Annotated in this window: 21 protein-coding genes; 15 read left to right on the plus strand and 6 right to left on the minus strand. The window is 40.1% G+C overall.

Going from position 1 to position 19,049, the window contains the following annotated elements; translation table 11 throughout:
* Nucleotides 1-64: 64 nt before the first annotated feature.
* The 5 genes from MUB24_RS04210 to MUB24_RS04230 all read left to right on the plus strand — a co-directional run bounded on the left by MUB24_RS04210 (nucleotide 65) and on the right by MUB24_RS04230 (nucleotide 5,975).
* Nucleotides 65-964 (plus strand): LysR family transcriptional regulator, encoded by a 900-nt coding sequence (locus MUB24_RS04210; protein ID WP_244701653.1) that lies wholly within the window; start codon nucleotides 65-67, stop codon nucleotides 962-964.
* 5 nt (nucleotides 965-969) lie between these two features.
* Nucleotides 970-2,085, plus strand: a complete 1,116-nt coding sequence (locus tag MUB24_RS04215) for a CdaR family transcriptional regulator (RefSeq protein WP_244701655.1) — start codon at nucleotides 970-972, stop codon at nucleotides 2,083-2,085.
* Between the two features lie 93 nt (nucleotides 2,086-2,178).
* On the plus strand, nucleotides 2,179-3,591 hold the full coding sequence (glcD, locus tag MUB24_RS04220; RefSeq protein ID WP_244701658.1) for a glycolate oxidase subunit GlcD: 1,413 nt from the start codon (nucleotides 2,179-2,181) through the stop codon (nucleotides 3,589-3,591).
* Complete coding sequence (locus MUB24_RS04225; RefSeq protein ID WP_244701724.1) at nucleotides 3,591-4,913, plus strand: (Fe-S)-binding protein; 1,323 nt, start codon at nucleotides 3,591-3,593, stop codon at nucleotides 4,911-4,913. The genes glcD and MUB24_RS04225 overlap by 1 nt, the downstream gene beginning before the upstream one ends.
* Nucleotides 4,914-5,669: 756 nt before the next feature.
* Nucleotides 5,670-5,975, plus strand: a complete 306-nt coding sequence (locus MUB24_RS04230) for a DUF5316 domain-containing protein (protein WP_244701661.1) — start codon at nucleotides 5,670-5,672, stop codon at nucleotides 5,973-5,975.
* Between the two features lie 96 nt (nucleotides 5,976-6,071).
* Here MUB24_RS04230 and MUB24_RS04235 read toward each other — a convergent pair whose 3' ends face one another.
* Nucleotides 6,072-6,611: a hypothetical protein gene (locus MUB24_RS04235; RefSeq protein ID WP_244701663.1), complete on the minus strand. Its 540-nt coding sequence runs from the start codon at nucleotides 6,609-6,611 to the stop codon at nucleotides 6,072-6,074.
* A gap of 108 nt (nucleotides 6,612-6,719) precedes the next feature.
* Here MUB24_RS04235 and MUB24_RS04240 point away from each other — a divergent pair, with 108 nt between their 5' ends.
* From MUB24_RS04240 to MUB24_RS04250, 3 genes are read left to right on the plus strand one after another with little or no spacing between them, the layout of a single operon-like run.
* A complete protein-coding gene (locus MUB24_RS04240; RefSeq protein WP_244701666.1) occupies nucleotides 6,720-7,343 on the plus strand; it encodes a TetR/AcrR family transcriptional regulator in 624 nt (207 codons plus the stop codon).
* Nucleotides 7,336-7,644, plus strand: a complete 309-nt coding sequence (locus MUB24_RS04245; protein ID WP_244701669.1) for a nucleotidyltransferase family protein — start codon at nucleotides 7,336-7,338, stop codon at nucleotides 7,642-7,644. Before MUB24_RS04240 ends, MUB24_RS04245 begins: the two co-directional genes overlap by 8 nt.
* Entirely contained in the window at nucleotides 7,629-8,030 is a 402-nt protein-coding gene (locus MUB24_RS04250; protein ID WP_244701672.1) for an HI0074 family nucleotidyltransferase substrate-binding subunit, read from the plus strand. The genes MUB24_RS04245 and MUB24_RS04250 overlap by 16 nt, the downstream gene beginning before the upstream one ends.
* 37 nt (nucleotides 8,031-8,067) lie before the next feature.
* Here the strand turns inward: MUB24_RS04250 and MUB24_RS04255 are convergent, their stop codons facing one another.
* The 5 genes from MUB24_RS04255 to MUB24_RS04275 all read right to left on the minus strand — a co-directional run bounded on the left by MUB24_RS04255 (nucleotide 8,068) and on the right by MUB24_RS04275 (nucleotide 11,723).
* A complete protein-coding gene (locus MUB24_RS04255; protein WP_244701675.1) occupies nucleotides 8,068-8,970 on the minus strand; it encodes a DUF4097 family beta strand repeat-containing protein in 903 nt (300 codons plus the stop codon).
* A gap of 1 nt (nucleotide 8,971) precedes the next feature.
* Nucleotides 8,972-9,523 (minus strand): DUF1700 domain-containing protein, encoded by a 552-nt coding sequence (locus MUB24_RS04260; RefSeq protein ID WP_244701678.1) that lies wholly within the window; start codon nucleotides 9,521-9,523, stop codon nucleotides 8,972-8,974.
* Nucleotides 9,516-9,839 (minus strand): PadR family transcriptional regulator, encoded by a 324-nt coding sequence (locus MUB24_RS04265; RefSeq protein WP_244701681.1) that lies wholly within the window; start codon nucleotides 9,837-9,839, stop codon nucleotides 9,516-9,518. The genes MUB24_RS04260 and MUB24_RS04265 overlap by 8 nt, the downstream gene beginning before the upstream one ends.
* A 255-nt stretch (nucleotides 9,840-10,094) precedes the next feature.
* Nucleotides 10,095-11,237 carry an MFS transporter gene (locus MUB24_RS04270; protein ID WP_244701684.1) on the minus strand — a complete coding sequence of 381 codons (1,143 nt, stop codon included), beginning with the start codon at nucleotides 11,235-11,237 and terminating at the stop codon, nucleotides 10,095-10,097.
* Nucleotides 11,238-11,387: 150 nt separating this feature from the next.
* Nucleotides 11,388-11,723: an MGMT family protein gene (locus tag MUB24_RS04275; RefSeq protein ID WP_244701687.1), complete on the minus strand. Its 336-nt coding sequence runs from the start codon at nucleotides 11,721-11,723 to the stop codon at nucleotides 11,388-11,390.
* Between the two features lie 237 nt (nucleotides 11,724-11,960).
* On the opposite strand from MUB24_RS04275, the gene MUB24_RS23185 reads away from it, so the two are divergent.
* The 7 genes from MUB24_RS23185 (at nucleotide 11,961) to MUB24_RS04305 (ending at nucleotide 18,831) form a co-directional block, all read left to right on the plus strand.
* Nucleotides 11,961-12,083: a hypothetical protein gene (locus tag MUB24_RS23185; RefSeq protein ID WP_280516861.1), complete on the plus strand. Its 123-nt coding sequence runs from the start codon at nucleotides 11,961-11,963 to the stop codon at nucleotides 12,081-12,083.
* 24 nt (nucleotides 12,084-12,107) lie between these two features.
* Nucleotides 12,108-12,809: a response regulator transcription factor gene (locus MUB24_RS04280; RefSeq protein ID WP_244701689.1), complete on the plus strand. Its 702-nt coding sequence runs from the start codon at nucleotides 12,108-12,110 to the stop codon at nucleotides 12,807-12,809.
* A complete protein-coding gene (locus MUB24_RS04285; RefSeq protein ID WP_244701691.1) occupies nucleotides 12,806-13,774 on the plus strand; it encodes a sensor histidine kinase in 969 nt (322 codons plus the stop codon). The genes MUB24_RS04280 and MUB24_RS04285 overlap by 4 nt, the downstream gene beginning before the upstream one ends.
* Before the next feature lie 101 nt (nucleotides 13,775-13,875).
* On the plus strand, nucleotides 13,876-14,646 hold the full coding sequence (locus MUB24_RS04290) for an ABC transporter ATP-binding protein (protein WP_244701693.1): 771 nt from the start codon (nucleotides 13,876-13,878) through the stop codon (nucleotides 14,644-14,646).
* Complete coding sequence (locus MUB24_RS04295) at nucleotides 14,621-16,522, plus strand: ABC transporter permease (protein WP_244701695.1); 1,902 nt, start codon at nucleotides 14,621-14,623, stop codon at nucleotides 16,520-16,522. Before MUB24_RS04290 ends, MUB24_RS04295 begins: the two co-directional genes overlap by 26 nt.
* A 145-nt stretch (nucleotides 16,523-16,667) precedes the next feature.
* Nucleotides 16,668-17,615 carry an ABC transporter ATP-binding protein gene (locus MUB24_RS04300; RefSeq protein WP_244701697.1) on the plus strand — a complete coding sequence of 316 codons (948 nt, stop codon included), beginning with the start codon at nucleotides 16,668-16,670 and terminating at the stop codon, nucleotides 17,613-17,615.
* Nucleotides 17,605-18,831, plus strand: a complete 1,227-nt coding sequence (locus tag MUB24_RS04305) for an ABC transporter permease (RefSeq protein WP_244701699.1) — start codon at nucleotides 17,605-17,607, stop codon at nucleotides 18,829-18,831. Before MUB24_RS04300 ends, MUB24_RS04305 begins: the two co-directional genes overlap by 11 nt.
* Nucleotides 18,832-19,049: the final 218 nt, after the last annotated feature.

The raw sequence follows: 19,049 nt of genomic DNA on the forward strand, positions 1-19,049 counted from the left end.
ATAAGTAAAATAATTAGTTATAATCATAATGATAAGTAAACGTTATAAAGGTGTGAAGAGACCGATGGATCAGTATTTGCAAGTGTTTGTGATGGTCGCTGAAAAACAAAATTTTTCTCGAGCTGCAGAGGAGTTGCATATGACGCAACCGGCAGTGAGCCAGTATATTCGTGCCTTTGAAGAGAATATTGGTATAAGGCTATTGGAGCGAACGAATAAATATGTGCAACTGAATAAAGCGGGAGAAATTGTCTATCATCATGCGAAGGAAATTTTAGGGCTCTATACAAAAATGCAACATTTAGTAGACGACTTGACGCATAAAGCGAAGGGGGAGCTTACAATTGGAGCAAGCTATACGTTTGGCGAATATGTGTTACCGCATGTTTTAACCGTTTTACAACAAAAGTATCCTGAAATTGATCCCTCTGTTACAATTGCCAATACAGCGACAATTGCAGAGTTAGTCACAAGCCACCAATTGGATATAGGTATTGTCGAAGGAAGGTTTAAAGATAAGGAATTGCTAGAGGAGAAGTTCGCAGAGGACTTAATGGTGGTTGTCGCCTCCGCTCATCATCGATTGGCAAGAAAAAAAGTGGTCACCATTAGCGATTTAGAAGAAGAAATATGGGTCGTTCGTGAACAGGGATCAGGCACACGAGAGGCTACTGAAAAAGTGTTCCGTCAGTTTTTATTTTCTCCAAAGAAACAAATCGTTTTTAGCAGTACCCAGCCGATTAAAGAAGCGGTCGAGGCAGGACTAGGGATTAGCTTGTTATCCAAATGGGCGATTCAAAAAGAGATCAAGAATAAAGATTTGCACATCTTAAATATAAAAGGGTTACCATTTGCCCGGCAGTTTTCGCTGATTACCAAATCCCCTTTTCAAACGAAGGCACTGGAGGTTTTTATCGATCTGCTCCGAGAAGGAGGTCTGTCTCCGGATAATAGGAAGGAGTGAGTCCATTGTTATCAACGATCCTCGCCAATAAAATTATCGATGAAGTGAAAAAACTTATGGATAAAGATTTTATCATTGTGAATACAGATGGGGAAATTGTTGCTAGCTCTGATGAAGAGCGAATCGGACAGTATCATGAAGGTGCGCTGCTGTGTGTACAAGAACGGAGAAAAGTGATCATTACACAAGAGGACGTTCCAAAGTTAAAGGGTGTAAAAGCGGGGGTTAATTTACCGATTATGTTCCATGGACAAGTGATCGGGGTGATTGGTATTACAGGAGACCCTGAGGATACGTTACCTTTCGGTGAGCTGCTGCAAAAGATGACGGAGCTATTCATTCGTGAAAGTTATTATTCAGAACAAACGCAATGGCGTTCAAGAATGATTGAATCTCTTGTACTCGATTGGATCCAAAGAAAGGAATGGTCACCGGAATTTTTAGAACGGGCCCATGTACTAAAAGTTGATTTACAGATGAGACGATTGCCCGTTTTTATTCAATTGGATACCGAACCGGCTTATATATTTGATCGTCTTGGGCAATTAGAATTTGCCTGGGGAGAACATACAGGAAATGACTTGATGATCCAATGGGGAAATGACCGTTTTTTGCTTTTACACGGGGAGCAAGTTCTAAGAAAAGAGGATTTGTATGTTAAGCTACACCAAGTAAAAACATTTATGGAGCAATCCTGGAAAATACCCGTCTCTATCGGTGTTGGGGCAATCGTCGACCCACAGGAATTGGGAAGGGGAGTGGCCTGTGCTGAAAAAGCGCTGATGAGTGCAATGAAATCAAACAGTATTGTGTTTGAAGAAGATTTGCGTTTGCAACTTTGCTTGCAAGAAATAGGTGCTTCGACAAAAGAAGAATTTATCCGCCGTGTCCTCCAGCCTATACTCAATCAAAAGGATTTATTTGTCACCTTGAACGCCCTTTTTGCGAACAACCTATCGATGAAACAAACAGCGAAAGAATTGCATATTCATATTAATACTCTTCATTATCGGTTGAAGAAAATAGAGGAGTTCACAAAGTTTGATCTAAAATCCGTTTCGAATTTGTTTAATCTTTATTTGGCCTTGCAGTTTTTGGATGAATCTACAAATATTCACTAAAAATAATGAGATCATTTTGCAGATCTATCTATAGAAAAAAGATGGGGAATTTTTTATGCTAATAGATAGAAAACTAGGAAAGAGTGAGTATAAATGGTATCGGATGCGATAAAGGAAAAGTTGGCCGCCATTGTTGGGAAAGAAAATATCATGGATTCACAAGCTGAGAGACTTGTATATTCCTATGATGCGACACCGAATGTTCAAGCGCTGCCTGATCTTGTGCTTGCCCCTCGGACGACAGAACAGGTCGTGGGAATTGTAAACGTTTGCCAAGAGGAGAAAATTCCGATTGTGCCCCGTGGCTCTGGGTCGAATTTATGTGCAGGCACCGTACCCATCCAAGGTGGCGTTGTGCTTTTATTTAAACATATGAATCGGATTCTTGAGGTGGATGAGGAAAACTTAACCGTGACCGTTCAGCCGGGAGTGATTACACAGGATTTGATTGAAACGGTTGAGCAAACGGGCTTATTCTATCCCCCGGATCCAAGTTCGATGAAAATCTCCACTATTGGTGGCAATATTAATGAAAATTCCGGTGGCCTTCGTGGTTTGAAATATGGGGTAACCGCTGATTATGTGATGGGCTTGGAAGCGGTTTTGGCGAATGGTGAGGTTATTCGAACGAGAGGAAAATTAGCGAAGGATGTCGCAGGCTATAATCTAACCCAATTGTTGGTGGGATCGGAGGGAACATTAGCGATTATCACGGAAGCTACGTTAAAGCTCATACCAAAACCTGAGACAAAAAAAACGATGTTAGCACTCTATGAAAATATCGATGCGGCCGCCCAATCTGTCTCGAAAATTATTGCAGCGCAAATTATTCCCGCTACTTTGGAATTTTTGGATCAGCCGACTTTGCAAGCGGTGGAGGATTTTTCACAAATTGGTTTACCAACCGATGTTGAGGCGGTGCTGTTAATAGAGCAGGATGGTCCGGAAGAGGTTGTAGCAAGGGATGTGGAAAAAATGGCGGCGATCTGTGCAGAAGCAGGAGCGGCATCTGTGCAAATTGCAGCAAGCACTCAAGAAGCAGAGGCGTTGACGACGGCCAGGCGTGCGGCCTTGTCCGCACTAGCTAGATTAAAGCCAACCACGATCTTGGAGGATGCGACCGTCCCGCGTTCCGAGATTGCGAATATGGTGAAAGCGATTAATGAGATTGCGGAGAAGCATCAGGTGAAAGTTTGCACGTTTGGTCATGCGGGTGATGGAAATTTGCATCCGACCTGTCCAACCGATGTGCGCAATCAGGATGAAATGGAGAGAGTAGAGGCGGCTTTTGCCGATATTTTCGATCAGGCCATTCAATTAGGTGGTACGATTACAGGAGAGCATGGAGTTGGAATGGTAAAAGCGCCGTATTTGGAATGGAAGGTAGGAGCCTCAGGTATTGCGGTGATGAAGGCCATTAAGCAGGCATTGGATCCTGTTGGAATTTTGAACCCAGGGAAAGTTTTTACAGAAAATGCGCGCAAACGATTGGTGGTGTCAAAATGATGGAGATGACAATCCGGCAAAAGGGGATTCAGCAGGCATTTCAAGAAAGAATGGATGAATCGGAATTGCTGAATTGTATGCGCTGTGGCTTTTGCCTGCCAGCATGTCCGACTTATATTGAAACAGGGTTTGATGAAACCCATTCCCCGCGCGGACGGATCGCGCTAATGAAGGCAGTTTATGATGGTATGATTGCCCCAGATGAAGAGGTTGAGCATTCGTTACATGTTTGTTTAGGTTGCCGAGCGTGTGAGCCGGTTTGTCCAGCAGGGGTGCAATACGGGCATTTATTGGAGGAAGCAAGGGATATTTTTAATGAATATCATCCCCATTCCATGGCCGTGAAGGCGGTCCGCAAGACCGTGTTCGATGGGTTATTCCCCGATCAAAAGCGGATGGTTCAAGCAGTAGGATTGCTTGGTTTTTACCAAAAAAGCGGCCTGCAAGCTGTCGCTCGAAAAATTGGCTTTATGAAGTTGTTTCCGGAGAGTTTGCGGCAAATGGAGCGTGCTTTGCCCGAGGTACCGAAGCGGCGGACAATGAAAAACCGTCCGCAGAAAGTGGCTGCAACAGGGAAGCCTTCCGCGAAAGTCGCCTTTTTCTCTGGCTGTCTGATGGATACGATGTTTTTAAAAACGAATAACGCAACGATGAAACTATTACAAAAAGCAGGCTGTGAGATTGTGATTCCAGAAGGGCAAGGTTGTTGCGGCGCTTTACATGGGCATAGCGGGGAAAAGGAAAAGGCGAAGGCATTGGCGAGGAGAAATATCGAGGCCTTTGAACAAACAAAAGCTGATTATATTATCGTCAATGCGGGTGGTTGCGGCGCCTTTTTAATCGATTATAGACATCTGCTAAAAGATGATCCTATGTATGCACAACGCGCTCGTGAGTTCAGTGCGAGAATGAAGGATATTTCACAGATTTTATACGAACTGGATTTTCATCAACGAGTTCCACTTGAAATTGAGGAGCAGGTGGTTACTTATCAGGATTCCTGCCACTTGCGGAATGTAATGAAAACAGCGGAAGCCCCCCGTTCCTTAATACAGGCCATCACTGGAGCGGAGTACCGTGAAATGGAAAAAGCGGATAGTTGCTGTGGGTCAGCGGGCATTTATAATCTTGTTCAACCAGACATGTCGATGCAAATTCTAGATCATAAAATGGAAAAAGTAAATGCAACACAGGCGCGAACGATTGTGACAGCCAACCCGGGTTGCCTATTGCAAATGAAACTGGGGATTGAACGGGAAGGTTTAAGTGAAAAAGTGCGTGTGGTGCATATTGTGGATTTACTGTTAGAGGCATGTGAATGAGACCCTTGGGATTAAAATGCTCATATGAAACTTTATACTGCTAGAGATTACTTTATTAATAATTCAAGCCGGTTATTTCATTTTTTAAATGATCATTTATTATAAAGAGATCATTATTATTATTTTTAGAATTTAGTTTAAAAAGTAGTTCTTTATTACTAACTTTTAAAAAAAAGCAGGAATTAGCAGGAATTGATTAAATTTTTGTAGAATGGGTTAAATATTCAGATTATAATCTATCGAGAGAGTTGCATCTGAATTAAACTAATAATTCGAATGTTAGAGTGGTATGGAGAAAGAATTTAAGTGTTTAGCATTTCTTGAAAAGGGAAAACATTCTTAAACTAGAGAAAGTTTAGTTTCAGAGTGTTTTCCCCTTTTTACAATTATTTGGAGAGTGTTCAAGGATTACTAATTTATATTTGTTATTCTTGCAAATAAATGTAATCAAAAATAATCCCCTAATTTTACAGGGAAGATTAAAGTTAAATAATAAAGAAACGCAAAGGGTTTGCCAATAAAAGGTTTATAGAAAAACCATTAAAAAATGAGGGTGCCTCAAGTAAGGTTGGCAAGCAAAAAGTTATCAATGGAAATAGTTAGGATGAATAATATAGACCCACATTTTATTTGATTAGTTGCATACTATTTACATTAGATGAAGTGACAGTTTTTCGTTATAGGGAACAAAAAATGCCTTATTTATGAGAATTTATAGAAGGGTTGTACATCTATATAAGTTAGGAGGGGTTCTCAATGAATAAATTTTTAAGCCTAGGTATTTTGCTTGCGATTATTTCGCTTATTATTGGATTTGTTACAAACGATTGGATGTTAGTCCTTAAAATTTCCGGTGTTGTCGTACTCATTCCGCTCCTTTTAGCCGGTCTGTTTACTGGCGCGCTTGCGGGAGGAGATAGAGTCCGGGCTAATTATGCCTCGGAATCGAGGGACTCAAGAGAAGAGAGGATAAATTGGGTGAAAAATTTCCTTTTCATTGCCATCCCTAATTTTGCTTTTATCCTGGTTTTGCTTGCTGTTGATTATTTTTACTCTTTGTAAAGAAAGTTGGTTCAAGGCAATTTGATGAGCTTCGTGAGTGATAGCGAAGCTCTTTCCTTTTTGCTTAAATTATTATTTCCTTGAGAGGTTTTTTCATTAAGCTTTCCCCTTTTTCGGCCAGATAAAATTAGAAAGGGCGATTAAGAAGTCAATCCCCAGCACAAGTGACCATAGTTTCCAAAAACCATCCAATACTTCTGTGCGTGATGGATCTTGAATAAAAAAGATAAGACCAAGCAAAAAGGCACTCCCAATCAGATAAGCGACGACATGCTGTCCCCAACTTTTAAAATAATGCTTGGCATAATCCATTCCATAACGCTTAAGTGGTTTGGGTCCTTGTTTCATAATATAATAACGGAATCGCTCATCAGCCCACCGAATCATACTTTTTCCAAAGGCTAATGAAATCCCAATATAAATGGCTGCGAGTCCATGGGCTTGGGTGGCAATGGCTCCGTGATATAAATCAATACTGGTTGTTGCCAATAAGATGAGATCAATGACAGGTGTTAGGGCTAGGAAGAAAAACCCTAATTTTTCTTTTTTTAAAAGATATCTTGTGATAAATCCAAGTATAATCACAACCCAAAAGCCAATCTCAGCGGCAACAATCATCCAAGCGACAAAATTCAATCTTCATCCCTCTTTTCAATACAACTGTATGAATTAGGGTTAAAATATATCATGATTTCCGTTTTGATACAACTGTATTTTTTAAAATATTTTTGCTAAAATAGCAGTATGCCAAAAATAGTTGATCATGAAAATAGAAAAAAACAAATTGCCGAAGCGACATGGAAGGTTATTTTAGAACAAGGAATGGAGGGAGCCACTGTTCGAAATATTGCGAAGGAGGCGGGACTATCCTTAGGTGCGTTGCGTTATTATTTTTCGTCGCAAGATGAGTTATTTGTGTATGCGATGAAATTAGTCAAGGAAAATGCGACCGAACGCATCAATAAAATTGCTTATAGTGGGCTGCCTCCTTTTGAAAAAGTAATGGCCATTCTACTGGAGGTTGTCCCCGTGAATCCAGAAACAATGGCCGAGATGGAAGTGTGGTTTGCTTATGTTTTCTATACTAGGCATAAGGAAGATATTTTCGAAGCAAAAAAGGATGAAATTTTTAAGGGAATGAAGAGCTTGCTGCTGTATTTACAGGAACACCAAGTATTAGCGCCTAAGCTAGACATTGAGATGGAAACGGAAAGATTGTATGCTCTTATTGATGGACTTGCGCTCCATGCTTTATTAGAGCCACAAAGGATGCAGAAGGAGCGGATCATAAAGGTGATTCAGTATCATATGAAGATGATCTGTGTAGATGGAGTTTTGGTGGAAGGGAGAATGAAGGACGGTGAGTGAACAACGGGAGCAGATATTAAATCAGTTAAAAGACATTGTGATAGGCGTGCTTGATGGCGAAAATGTACAAGTATATTTGTTTGGATCTTGGGCGCGCCATGAAGAAAAAGCAAGTTCAGACATTGATATTGCCATTCATTCAATCGATGACGATCTTTCTCCGGAAAAGTGGCTGGAACTCCATGACAAGGTAGAGGAATCCACGATTCCCTATCATGTAGATATTGTCCATCTAAAAAAAGCCAATCCAAAGCTTGTTGAAAATGTGAAAAGGGAGGGGATTGTATGGCAAGACTTCTAGAACGCATAGCAGCCGCCAATCAAGCATTAGCTGCCTTCAAAAAATTAATCGTCATCGAAAATCCAAGTGATGTGGAACGGGATGCCTGTATTCAGAGATTTGAATTTACCTTTGAGGCCTGTTGGAAAGTGGGGAAGCAGTATCTTTATGATATAGAGGGAATAGATGTAGGCTCTCCGAAAGCAGTGATTCGAAGTTGCAGGGAAGTCAAGATATTGGATGAAGAGGAAGCAATCCTCGGTCTACAGATGGTCAATGACCGTAATTTGACTGTTCATACCTATAATGAGGAAATCGCCAAAGAAATCCATTCCCACCTAAGTCAATACTATGCCTTGTTGGAGTTATGGGTAGGCAGGATGGAAAGTAATGGATCCTATTTATGAGAAGAGTGCGGAAATTGATTTCCGCACTCCATTTACGCTATTTCTTCCTGACCACAATATCCCCACTGCTTGTTTCCAGTTGGATCAGGGTCCCAGGGTTTTGGTTATTGATGATTTGTTTCTTATTGCCAAAGATGAGGATGTCCCCGAATTTTGTGGCGGTATCAAACTGAACATTTTCAGGATATTCCTTTGCGTTTATCGAAATATCACCGGAACTTGTTTTCGCAGTAATCGGCTCGTTTATTTGCTCATTACGTACAACGAAGTCGCCATTTTGGGTTTCTGCTTGTATTTCTCCGGATACCTTTTTGAAAGAAATGTTCCCTGTTTTTGTTTTTGCCGTAACCGTATTAGCTTTTATATCGGAAAGTACGACATCCCCGTTTTTTGATTCCATGCTCGTGTTAGCTACAATGGAATCTAAATGGATATCACCAGTAGATGTCTTTACAGAAACATCGTCAAATGTAAGATTTTCCCCTACAACATCTCCAGTGTCTGCGATAAGCTCCATTTCCTTTCCAATTATTTCCTCAACATACAGATCGCCTGTTTTTCCCTTCAGTTGAATGGTTTTATACTCCTTTTCTGGCACATATATTTTTAATTTGGGAGAGGGGTCAAAGCCAAAGGAGAACCACTTTTTATTGTTTAAATGGGAATGAATCGTCAAGGTATCCTCTTGCAGATCGATTGTAAGCTTGTCGCTTCTTTTTTGCGCATTTTGGCCAACGACTTCCACTCTAGCTTGCTCTTGAGCAGGAAGAAGTACAGCATCTATGTTATCTACATCGATATGAATAGAGGTAAACGATAAGTCACTAATATCTGTGGAAATGGATGCCGCCTTCTTATTTGTTGACGCAAATGTTGCGATACTGCCGATTACACCGACTATAAGTAGAATAAAAGCAGCAATCGAGAGTTTCTTGTCCATGTTATTTCCCACCTTTCACAACAGATACATTATATTTCAAATAGCGGAGGAGAAGATATTTGAATCCGATCGATACATGATACATGCCCAAAGAAATGAAAAAGCCAAGACCAGAAAGAGCCAGGGAGAAAAATAGATCAAACCACTGGAATGTTCCTGGATTAAATAAGGCGCTTATCAACACCAATATTGGGCTAAGGGAAAAAGAAACTCCAATTGCCCATCCTCCAAATAATAAACCGACTAAAGCGAGAAAGGGCCCAAGAACTAATACAAGATTAATAAAACCTAGTCCGATGACAGACCAGACAGCTCGAAAGATATTTCCTGTCGATTTGCTTGTTTCCATTTTTTCGATATGATAATCGGCGAGAATTTCTCTCGCTAATTGTTTAGGCGAACCGAGAGCCTTGGAGATTTCCTCCTCTGATTTACCTTCCTCTGTTCCGAAAGCGAAATGATCTTCATAATCTTGTAAGATATCATTTTTCTCAATTGTAGACAGTGAACGTAAATATCGTTCTAATTCTAATAAAAACTCTTGTTTATTCATGGGCCATCCCCTCCTCAATGATTTGATCGACCCCTTTGGAAAATTGTCTCCATTCTGCAACAAGTTTGTTTAAATATTCCCGTCCCTGTTCCGTTAGTTTATAGTATTTACGTGATGGGCCTTCAGATGATTCGCGTAGATACGTTGTAAAATACCCTTCTTTTGTCAATCTCCTCAGCAGGGGATAGACGGACCCTTCCGATATTTCAATTTGGTCAGAAATTTTTTGAACGAGTTCATATCCATAGCGGTCTTGCTTATCGAGCAGGACAAGGACACAAAGCTCTAGAACCCCTTTTTTAAACTGAACATTCAATTGTCAACACTCCACTATTGTTTAATGTATAGTACCTGTATATACAATATAACATTAAGTATTGTTCATTGCAAGGTACTATATGTAAAAAATTGCACGAGCATAAAACTGTGGGGCAATCGGGAGTTGGGACAGATTGGCAAAAAAGTCCTTATCATCGGCGGAGTTTTTCTATGAAACTCATCCACTCATCCAAAAACAACAAAAGAACCATTCAATTAATGGCTCTTTTGTAAGGAATATTCAAAACAAATATTATACGGGTAGGGCCTTTTTTCTGTTATAAAATAAATATAATGCTCCAAGTAAGAGTAAAATGCCTGTAAAGAGGAACCCTCCGTTTGCGGAAAACGCCAAAAGTCCCGTTACTCCTGAACCGATCACGACACCAATGGAAAAGAAGGCATAAAAGTAACCATAGGCTTTTCCACGATATGATTCATCCGTTGCCTCAATTAATAAAGAGTTCAGAGATGGGAATAAAAAGGCAAATCCGATCCCATACCCACCCATAATCAAATAGAGTGACAGAATGCTTGGCGCAAGACCAATAAGAAACATGCTAATGCCCATTAACGATAGACCAAAAACAGCCGTATTCAATGGTTTCAGTTGATCAAATAAATTATTGGTCGGAAGCACAAAAACGAGAATAGCGACGAATCCAAATGTGCTCATCAGTAGTCCACTTGTTTGAGTATTTCCGCCTAATTCCAATACCTTTAAAGGAAGCATATAGGCGACAACTCCTTGAGAAAACATCAAAAAGAGGGCGCCTAGAAAGGTTTTCATTATAAGTGGGTTCTGGAAGAAGATGCGGACGGAAATCGCTTCTTTTTTGGTTTTCTCTTTTGGTATAATCGTCTTAGTACGTAGAAAGAGAAGGGCAAGCAGGCCGAGTAGAAACATAAAGATGGCGGTGATGGAGAGTACGGTTACTTCACTTGTTTTATTGGAAACAATGCCGCTGAACGCAGGTCCGATCACCGCGGCCAAGCCAACAAAAGCACCTGAAAGGGCAGCCCCTTTTCCTTTCTTTTCCCTAGCGGTTGAGTTTGCCAAATAGGTAAACGCTGCCGGTACAATTAAACCACCTGTAAATCCGTGTAAGAAACGGATAACCAATAAAATCCATGCATTAAAAGCAAGAGAATAGCCAAGAAGCATCACACCTGTTAGTAATAAACCTGAGACTAATAACGCAAATGGCCCTTTTTTATCTGTCATAAATCCGGATGCAACATTCCCAATCGTATTGGAAAAAGAATACATTCCAACAGCAAGTCCTGTTAAAAGGGAGGAAGCACCTAAGGATGTAGCAAATGGCGTCATGATAGGCAGTTGTGTAAATAAATCAAAAAAGGATAAAAATACAATGAAATAGACAAAGGTACGCACGATTTTGAACCTCCATATCTATACTAGTTTCATCATCCCTGTTACGGGAAGGGTTGGCAAGTGGATAGGTCTGACAAATTAGTGACATTATACTTAGTGATCATATCCTGACAAGCTATCAATGATGACTTTTCTGATTCCGCATGAATATTATCCCTCCATCCATTCCGAACCCATATCCTTTGGGTCCCATTGGTAATGACCAAGGTTTATCTTATTCTCTTTAGAGAGTTCCACTCCTTCCTCTTCAAGAAGAGCAGCCTGGGTAAAGGCGGTTTCAGGATCCCCTACCGCGATTTCACCTTTAGCGTTGATGACACGATGCCAAGGGAGACCGTGTTTTCTACTCATCGAATGCAGGATTCTTGCGACCTGCCTTGCCCCGCGAGGATTACCTGCTAAGCGGGCAATTTGACCGTAAGTAGCTACATATCCAGTCGGAATTCTTTTAATCATGCTGATGACTTGCTCTGTATAAGGTTGCACAGTTCATTCTCCTCACCTAAATAGGGTAATATGAAAGATGGATCTAACATAAAAAGGCCGTTGCAATATGAATATCAAAAATGTAGAAGAAGGTAAACAGTTTTCAAGAGACACGCTTTACTAAAAACATATTATATCAAAATGGAAAAAATACGGTTCTTTGTTTTAAACTTTTTGCTTAGATAAGTCTTACCCCACATCCAAATGTCCTTGTATAATGTAATAGAGGTCTAGGATATGTGTGTAATTGATCGGGAAAGACAAGCCATATTAGGAAATGATATGATCCATTGTGAAGAGGAACAAATCCTTAGTATCGAGAATACAAAGCAAAAGCCTTTGAAAAATGCAAAGAAATAATCGTGGTAAAAAGGATGATGGAAGATGGCGAAAATTTTAATCATAGAAGATGATCCGAAAATTGCGAGGCTGCTGCAAAATCATCTTGAAAAATATGGCTATGAAGCTGTGATAGCAGAACAGTTTGACGCTATTGTCGATCTGTTTAAAAAAGTTCAACCAGAATTAGTGTTGTTAGACATTAATTTACCTAGCTTTGATGGGTATTATTGGTGTCGGCAGATTCGAAAAATTTCCACCTGTCCGATTTTGTTTATTTCGGCTCGATCAGGGGAGATGGATCAAGTCATGGCCTTGGAAAATGGAGGCGATGATTTCATCACGAAACCTTTTCACTATGAAGTGGTGATGGCAAAGATTCGCAGCAGTCTGCGCCGGGCTTACGGAGAATATGCACCAAAGGGGAAGGAACGTATCGTTAAACTGGAAGGCTTAATTCTCTATGTAGAAAGAATGGAAATCGCCAAAGGGGAGGTCGTTGCGTCTCTGACAAAAAAAGAAGCGATTCTGCTTGAAATGTTGATGAAGCGTTCGCCCCATGTCGCCTCACGAGAAGCGATCCTTGAAAAATTATGGGATGACCAAACCTTTGTCGATGAAAATACATTGAATGTGAATGTCACACGCATTCGGAAAAAGCTTCAAGAATTAGGCATTTATAATGCGATTGAAACGGTAAGAGGAGCTGGTTATCGGCTAATCCCCAATTGGGAGCGTTCAACATGAAATTGTTTTTAAAGGACCATTTCCCGCTTATTATGATGAATATTTTACAAATGATGGTGGTTTTGCTTGTTTATTGGATGGATGGTTATCGTAAGTTTTCATTAATCTTCTATTCTCTTTTCCTAGGCGTTGTTATTCTTTCCCTTTATTTAATTTTTCGATACATCCGTCACCGGAAGTTTTATACAAGAATGTCTAAGTCTTTGGAGAAAATGGATGAAGCGTTCGAGATATTAGAGGATACGCCACTTTCCAATGCGTTGGCAGGGTTACTTAAACAGCAGCATCGCCTGTACGTGAATGATCTTCTTCAACAGGAGAAAAGGAGGAGCGATCACCTAGCCTTTATTAATCAATGGGTTCATCAAATGAAAACACCCTTGTCCGTGATTGAATTAATCACTCAAGAAAATGATGATGAGCATTTGGAAAGTATTCGAGAAGAAACAGATAAATTGGAAAAGGGCTTAGAAATGGTCTTATATGCAGCGAGGTTGGAAGTGTTTGAACAAGATTTCCAAGTAGAGCCTGTCTCATTAAAAGAAGTCATTGAAGAGGCGATCCGGGAAAACAAACGTTTTTTTATAAAAAGTCATGTCTATCCTGAAAATAAGGTTTCAGCGACGATGGTGGAATCAGATAAAAAATGGTTGGAATTTATCTTTAGTCAGCTTATTACCAATGCGGTAAAATATTCTGCAGGGAAAGCACAAAAGGTAGTGATTTTTGAAACGAAGAATCAGCTTGAAACGATCGTGACGGTTCAGGATAATGGTGTGGGGATTCCAAAAACGGATATAAAGCGTGTATTCAATCCCTTTTTTACAGGAGAAAATGGCCGCTTGTATCGGGAATCGACCGGAATGGGTTTGTATTTAGTAAAGGAAGTATGTGAAAAACTAGGGCATAAGATTGAAATTTCCTCTGTTCAAGGGGAGGGGACAAGCGTTAAACTATATTTTTGAAGGTAATATTACAGAAATGTAAGGTAAATGAAAGCTATGGAGATGGTTTAAATAGCCCTTTTTCTCTTACACTATAGTTAATAGAGAAAGGGGTTTTTCATTTGGAAATTTTGAAAATAAAAAACTTGAGTAAAGTTTATGATGGCAAAGTGGCGTATAAAGCATTATCTGATATTGATTTAACCATTGAAGAAGGAGAATTTGTTGGGATCATGGGACCCTCTGGAAGTGGGAAATCGACCTTGTTGAATATGGTGGCGACCATTGATCAGCCAACATCTGGGTCGCTTATGGTGAATGGGAAGGACCCATTGCGGATGAAACATAATGAACTTGCGCTATTTCGCAGGAGGCAATTAGGGTTCATTTTTCAGGATTTTAATTTACTGCCGACCTTAACGGTGGAGGAAAACATTGTGCTGCCTTTAACGTTGGATGGGGCAAGTGTGAAAGAGATGAACAAAAAAGCTGCGGATGTGGCTGAGAAATTGGGGATTACCTCTATTTTAAAAAAGCGAATTTATGAAATATCAGGTGGACAAGCGCAAAGGACAGCGATTGCTCGTGCCATCATTCATAATCCAAAAATGGTGCTTGCCGATGAGCCAACCGGTAATTTAGACTCCAAGGCATCAAGAGCGGCAATGGAAATGATGGAAAAAGTGAATAAGGAAGATCAAACAACGATGATGATGGTGACTCATGATCCGATCGCAGCTAGCTATACAGAAAGGGTTGTGTTTATCAAAGACGGTACATTATTCAATGAGATTCACCGTGGCGAGAATCGACAAGCCTTTTTCCAGAAGATCATCGACGTACTATCGCTGTTGGGAGGGGATGCAAGTGACCTTTCGTCAATTCGCGTTTAACAATGTCTTCCGCAATAAGCGAATCTATGCGGCCTATTTTCTAAGTAGTTTATTTTCCGTTTTAGTATTTTTCGTATATGCCATTTTCGCTTTTCATCCAGGATTGGCTAAAATTAATCCTAATGTATCAGTGGGCTTGCATTTTGCTGAGGCAATTATTTATGTGTTTTCCTTTATTTTTGTCCTGATATCCATGAGTGCTTTTTTGAACTCACGAAAAAAGGAATTTGGACTAATGGTCATGTTGGGGATGACGAATCAACAACTACGCCTGATGGTCTTTTTAGAAAATGTCTTAATCGGATTTTCTGCTACTGTCTCAGGAATTGCCATTGGTCTTGTATTTGCTAAATTAATTTTGATGGCGGCGGAAAGTCTTTTGAGTCTGGAGGAGACCTTGCCTTTTTACTTACCGTGGCAAGCGATGCTGTTAACCTTTAGTGCCTTTTTGATTTTGTTTATTGTCATTTCCTTTTTTACGGTCTCGATTTTAAAAGGAAATAAATTAATCGATTTAATTAAAGGGAGCACAGCTCCGAAGAAAGAACCAAAGGCCTCGATTATCCTCTCTATTTTGGCGGCTCTTCTGCTTGCTGTTGGGTATACGATTGCCTTGGTCGTTCATGAGTTGCAAGTTGTGATCGCGATGATTCCGGTGACTATTCTTGTTATTATCGGCACGTATTTCCTGTTTACCCAGCTCAGTGTTTTTACTATTAATCGGTTAAAGAAACGAAAGAGTATTTTCTGGAAAAAAACAAATTTAGTCCTTCTATCGGATCTCGCTTATCGCATGAAGGATAATGCTCGCGCTTTTTTCTTTGTGGCGATCGTCTCGACTGTAGCCTTTTCAGCGATTGGGACCCTCGTCGGTTTTCGCTATATGTTTACAGCATCCCTGACGGAGGGAAGGCCCTTTGCGTTTGAATATGTATCAAATCAAGGGAATCAAGAGGAAAACAAGCATATCCAACTGATTGAAAAAGAATTAACTTCGACAAATTATAAGAAAGCAAGCATCACCATTAAACATGTATCCGTAGAAACTCCTGATGGAGAATCTGTGGAGTGGGGAATCGTTTCGCAATCTGAATATAATCATTTAGCTGAAATAGCCGGACAAATGGATAAAGAAGTCACACTTCAAGAGAATGAGACCATTTTGCTATACTTTCAAAATGCTCTTGCAGAAAGGCCTGATATGCAAGAGAAAATAAGTTATCAGATTGGAGGGCAAACGGTACAACAAAAGGCGATCCAGTCCATGAACTTGATCGGAACTCAAGAAGACTATCTTGTTGTGAATGATGAGGTTTATAAGCAAATAAAAGATTTTACAGCGCAAACGTATTATGGATTTTATTTGAAGGATTGGAAAGATACAGTAGATATAGGTAAAAATATTTTAAAAACAATGGGATTGGAGCAAACTGGTGGATATAGCCCAGATGGACAATTTCGGTTTTCTTCTCTAGGATATGATTGGAATAATATGAATCAAGGGTTCGGAGCCATTCTATTTATCGGTTTATTTATCGGTGCCGTCTTTTTTGTCGCAGCAGGAAGTTTCTTATATTTCCGTCTATATGCAGATTTAGGAGATGAGAAACAGAAATTTTCCGCCATTGGAAAGATAGGCCTAACGGATAAGGAGTTATCAAAAATATTGACGATCCAATTGGCTTTGCTGTTCTTTGTTCCGATTATTGTGGCCGTGATTCATGGAGCTGTGGCTCTGACAGCCCTCCAACATATGTTTAATTTTAATTTATTTAAGAGTTCAGCCGCAGTGCTGGGAACCTTTACCGCTATCCAACTGATCTATTTTCTCTTCATTCGCTTCAATTACATTCGTAAAATTAAAGAATCGATATAAGAGGAAAATAGGAAATTTTGAAGGCACATTTCTAAAGAGATGTGTCTTTTTCTTACAGGAAAGTATGATAAGATAATTCTAATTTTTTCAAAGCTGAAACTTTAGATCATTTCATTCGTAAAGAGTAAGAGAATGGAAAGGACGGATGGGTATGCCAATTTTAACCGTAAAAGATTTGGGAAAAGCCTTTAAACAGTCACAAATCATTCAAAATATCTCCTTTCAAGTACATAAGGGAGAAATTATGGCCATTCTTGGACCGAATGGAGCGGGGAAATCGACGACGATTCGAAATATTATGGGGATTATGTATCCAGACGAGGGAACGGTTCAATTTCATAATCATCCAACTGGGGAAATCCCTCGTCACAAAATTGGGTATTTACCAGAAGAACGTGGTCTATATAAGAATGTGAATGTGATGGATATGATTTTATATTTGGCGGAACTAAAGGATTATCCATTGAAAAAAGCTAGGCAGCGGGCGATGGACTATTTAGTGAAGTTCGGTCTTGAGGGAAAAGAAAAAGTTTCTGTTGAAGAATTATCAAAGGGAATGGGGCAAAAGGTGCAATTTATCGGTTCGATCATTCACGAGCCGGAGTTGCTGATTTTGGATGAACCCTTCTCCGGGTTGGATCCTGTCAGCCAAGAGGTGTTCAAAAAAGAAATTCAGGAATTGGCCAATCATGGTACAGCCATTTTACTATCTTCCCATCAAATGAATATGGTGGAAGAGGTTTGTGATCGCTTATTTATGATCCATCGGGGGCAAAAAGTGATTTATGGATCATTAGAAGATGTAAAAAATCAATATGCTAATTTTAAATGTACGATTCGTGGGAAAAATGATGTGCGGGTATTGGAGCGGCTCGTGGAGGTACAACGAGTTGAAGCAACGGCTGATGTGGTAGTGCTTTATTTAACTCCAGACGTCCATGTTCCATCATGGTTAAGGCAGCTTCCAGAAAATCTGAATATTCAAGAGTTATCGATTGATCGCATATCTTTACATGAAATTTTTATCGATGTGGCAACAGATCGACACGTAGGTCAAGATATTCAGGAAGGAGGCGCTCATGATGCGAAATAGCTGGAAGGTGGCCAAATGGGAAATTAGACGCAATATGAAAAATAAATCGTTTATTATTTCTTTGATCATTACACCGATTATTTTTATGTTATTTGCGTTTATTCCTACTCTTTTTAATTCTGATAAAGAGACAACTCAAGTTTATATTCTAGATGAATTAAATGTCTATGGACAAGTAGAGGAAATGGTTGCTGCATCGGAGTTGAATTGGAATTTGCATCAAACCGATTTAGATGAAGCGGCGATGGCAGAGAAAGTGAGGGAAGAGGAAAACACAGCTTATATTGCTTTAACGGCAGCTGGACTAGAGAATGGAAAAATCCCAGTCTATCTAAATGAGGATGTGGAGGAGGATTTTCTTTATGAGGCATCAATCCTTGAAACGCCTTTGCGTCAATTGCAATTAGAGCGGATGGATTTAACGGATAAACAGGTGGAAGTGATTGGAAAGGGGGTATCATTGGAACCGATCGAGACAACGGACACCTCTTCGGCAGCAAAGGAAGAGTCGGGAGAAGCAGAGGGTGAATCCTTTGACCATATAGTTCCTGGCATCGCCGCCGGCATTATTCTTTTCTCAATCGTCATTACTGGCATGATGATTTTTACCTCTGCTTCACAGGAGAAAAAAGAAAAGGTAGCGGAAATTATTTTATCGTCGATCACGCCGACAGATCTGATGCAGGGAAAAATTATCGGCTATTTTATTTTAGGGATTACACAAGTGGCAGTATGGCTTGCTTTTCTCCTCCCCATCGCTTTATGGAAAATTGATTTTCCAATCATAGAATATTTATTCGTGCCAGAATTGGCGGTTTTATTGGTGATTGCCTTAGCCGGATATTTGCTATTCTCCGCCATATTTGTTGGGATGGGAGCAACCGTTGAAGACATGAGCTCCACTAGCAATTTTCAAGGCATTGTCATGATGATCCCTTTCATTCCTTTTATATTTATGGGACCGATTATTACGGACCCAAGTGGCGTGATTGCAAAGGTGCTGACCTTTATTCCTTTTACAACCCCGGGCGTGTTACTAATACGTCTTACCATGCTGGAGGAATGGCCCTGGATCGAAATCATAATCGCACTTGTTGTCCTATTGATCTCCATTTGGCTAGCCATGAAAGCAGCCGGAAAAATCTTCAAAGTCGGCATCTTGATGTATGGAAAAAACGCCACCCCAAAAGAAATTTGGAAGTGGTTGTGGACTTAATAAGTCACTCCTGTCCGGATGGTCAGGAGTGCTTTTTACAGATCTTTCCGAACGGGAAAGCCCACTTCTTCAGAGGTGGGATGAAAGTGAGGATGAATGAGCAAGGCTTTAGAATGTAAATAAATTCAACAGTTGGGTTGTGGAGGAATACACGTTCCGGTATAATGGAACTATAAAGTAAACAGAAAGGAGGTTAGCCAATATGATCGTCACGCACT

Source organism: Lederbergia sp. NSJ-179, from assembly GCF_022867885.1.
Taxonomy (GTDB): domain Bacteria; phylum Bacillota; class Bacilli; order Bacillales; family Bacillaceae_C; genus Lederbergia.

Coding starts and splice junctions, on each gene's coding strand:
- MUB24_RS04210 (WP_244701653.1), top strand. CDS start 65: ATGGATCAGTATTTGCAAGTGTTTGTGATGGTCGCTGAAAAACAAAAT.
- glcD (WP_244701658.1), top strand. CDS start 2,179: ATGGTATCGGATGCGATAAAGGAAAAGTTGGCCGCCATTGTTGGGAAA.
- MUB24_RS04225 (WP_244701724.1), top strand. CDS start 3,591: ATGGAGATGACAATCCGGCAAAAGGGGATTCAGCAGGCATTTCAAGAA.
- MUB24_RS04230 (WP_244701661.1), top strand. CDS start 5,670: ATGAATAAATTTTTAAGCCTAGGTATTTTGCTTGCGATTATTTCGCTT.
- MUB24_RS04240 (WP_244701666.1), top strand. CDS start 6,720: ATGCCAAAAATAGTTGATCATGAAAATAGAAAAAAACAAATTGCCGAA.
- MUB24_RS04250 (WP_244701672.1), top strand. CDS start 7,629: ATGGCAAGACTTCTAGAACGCATAGCAGCCGCCAATCAAGCATTAGCT.
- MUB24_RS04255 (WP_244701675.1), bottom strand. CDS start 8,970: ATGGACAAGAAACTCTCGATTGCTGCTTTTATTCTACTTATAGTCGGT.
- MUB24_RS04260 (WP_244701678.1), bottom strand. CDS start 9,523: ATGAATAAACAAGAGTTTTTATTAGAATTAGAACGATATTTACGTTCA.
- MUB24_RS23185 (WP_280516861.1), top strand. CDS start 11,961: ATGTGTGTAATTGATCGGGAAAGACAAGCCATATTAGGAAATGATATG.
- MUB24_RS04280 (WP_244701689.1), top strand. CDS start 12,108: ATGGCGAAAATTTTAATCATAGAAGATGATCCGAAAATTGCGAGGCTG.
- MUB24_RS04285 (WP_244701691.1), top strand. CDS start 12,806: ATGAAATTGTTTTTAAAGGACCATTTCCCGCTTATTATGATGAATATT.
- MUB24_RS04300 (WP_244701697.1), top strand. CDS start 16,668: ATGGGTATGCCAATTTTAACCGTAAAAGATTTGGGAAAAGCCTTTAAA.
- MUB24_RS04305 (WP_244701699.1), top strand. CDS start 17,605: ATGCGAAATAGCTGGAAGGTGGCCAAATGGGAAATTAGACGCAATATG.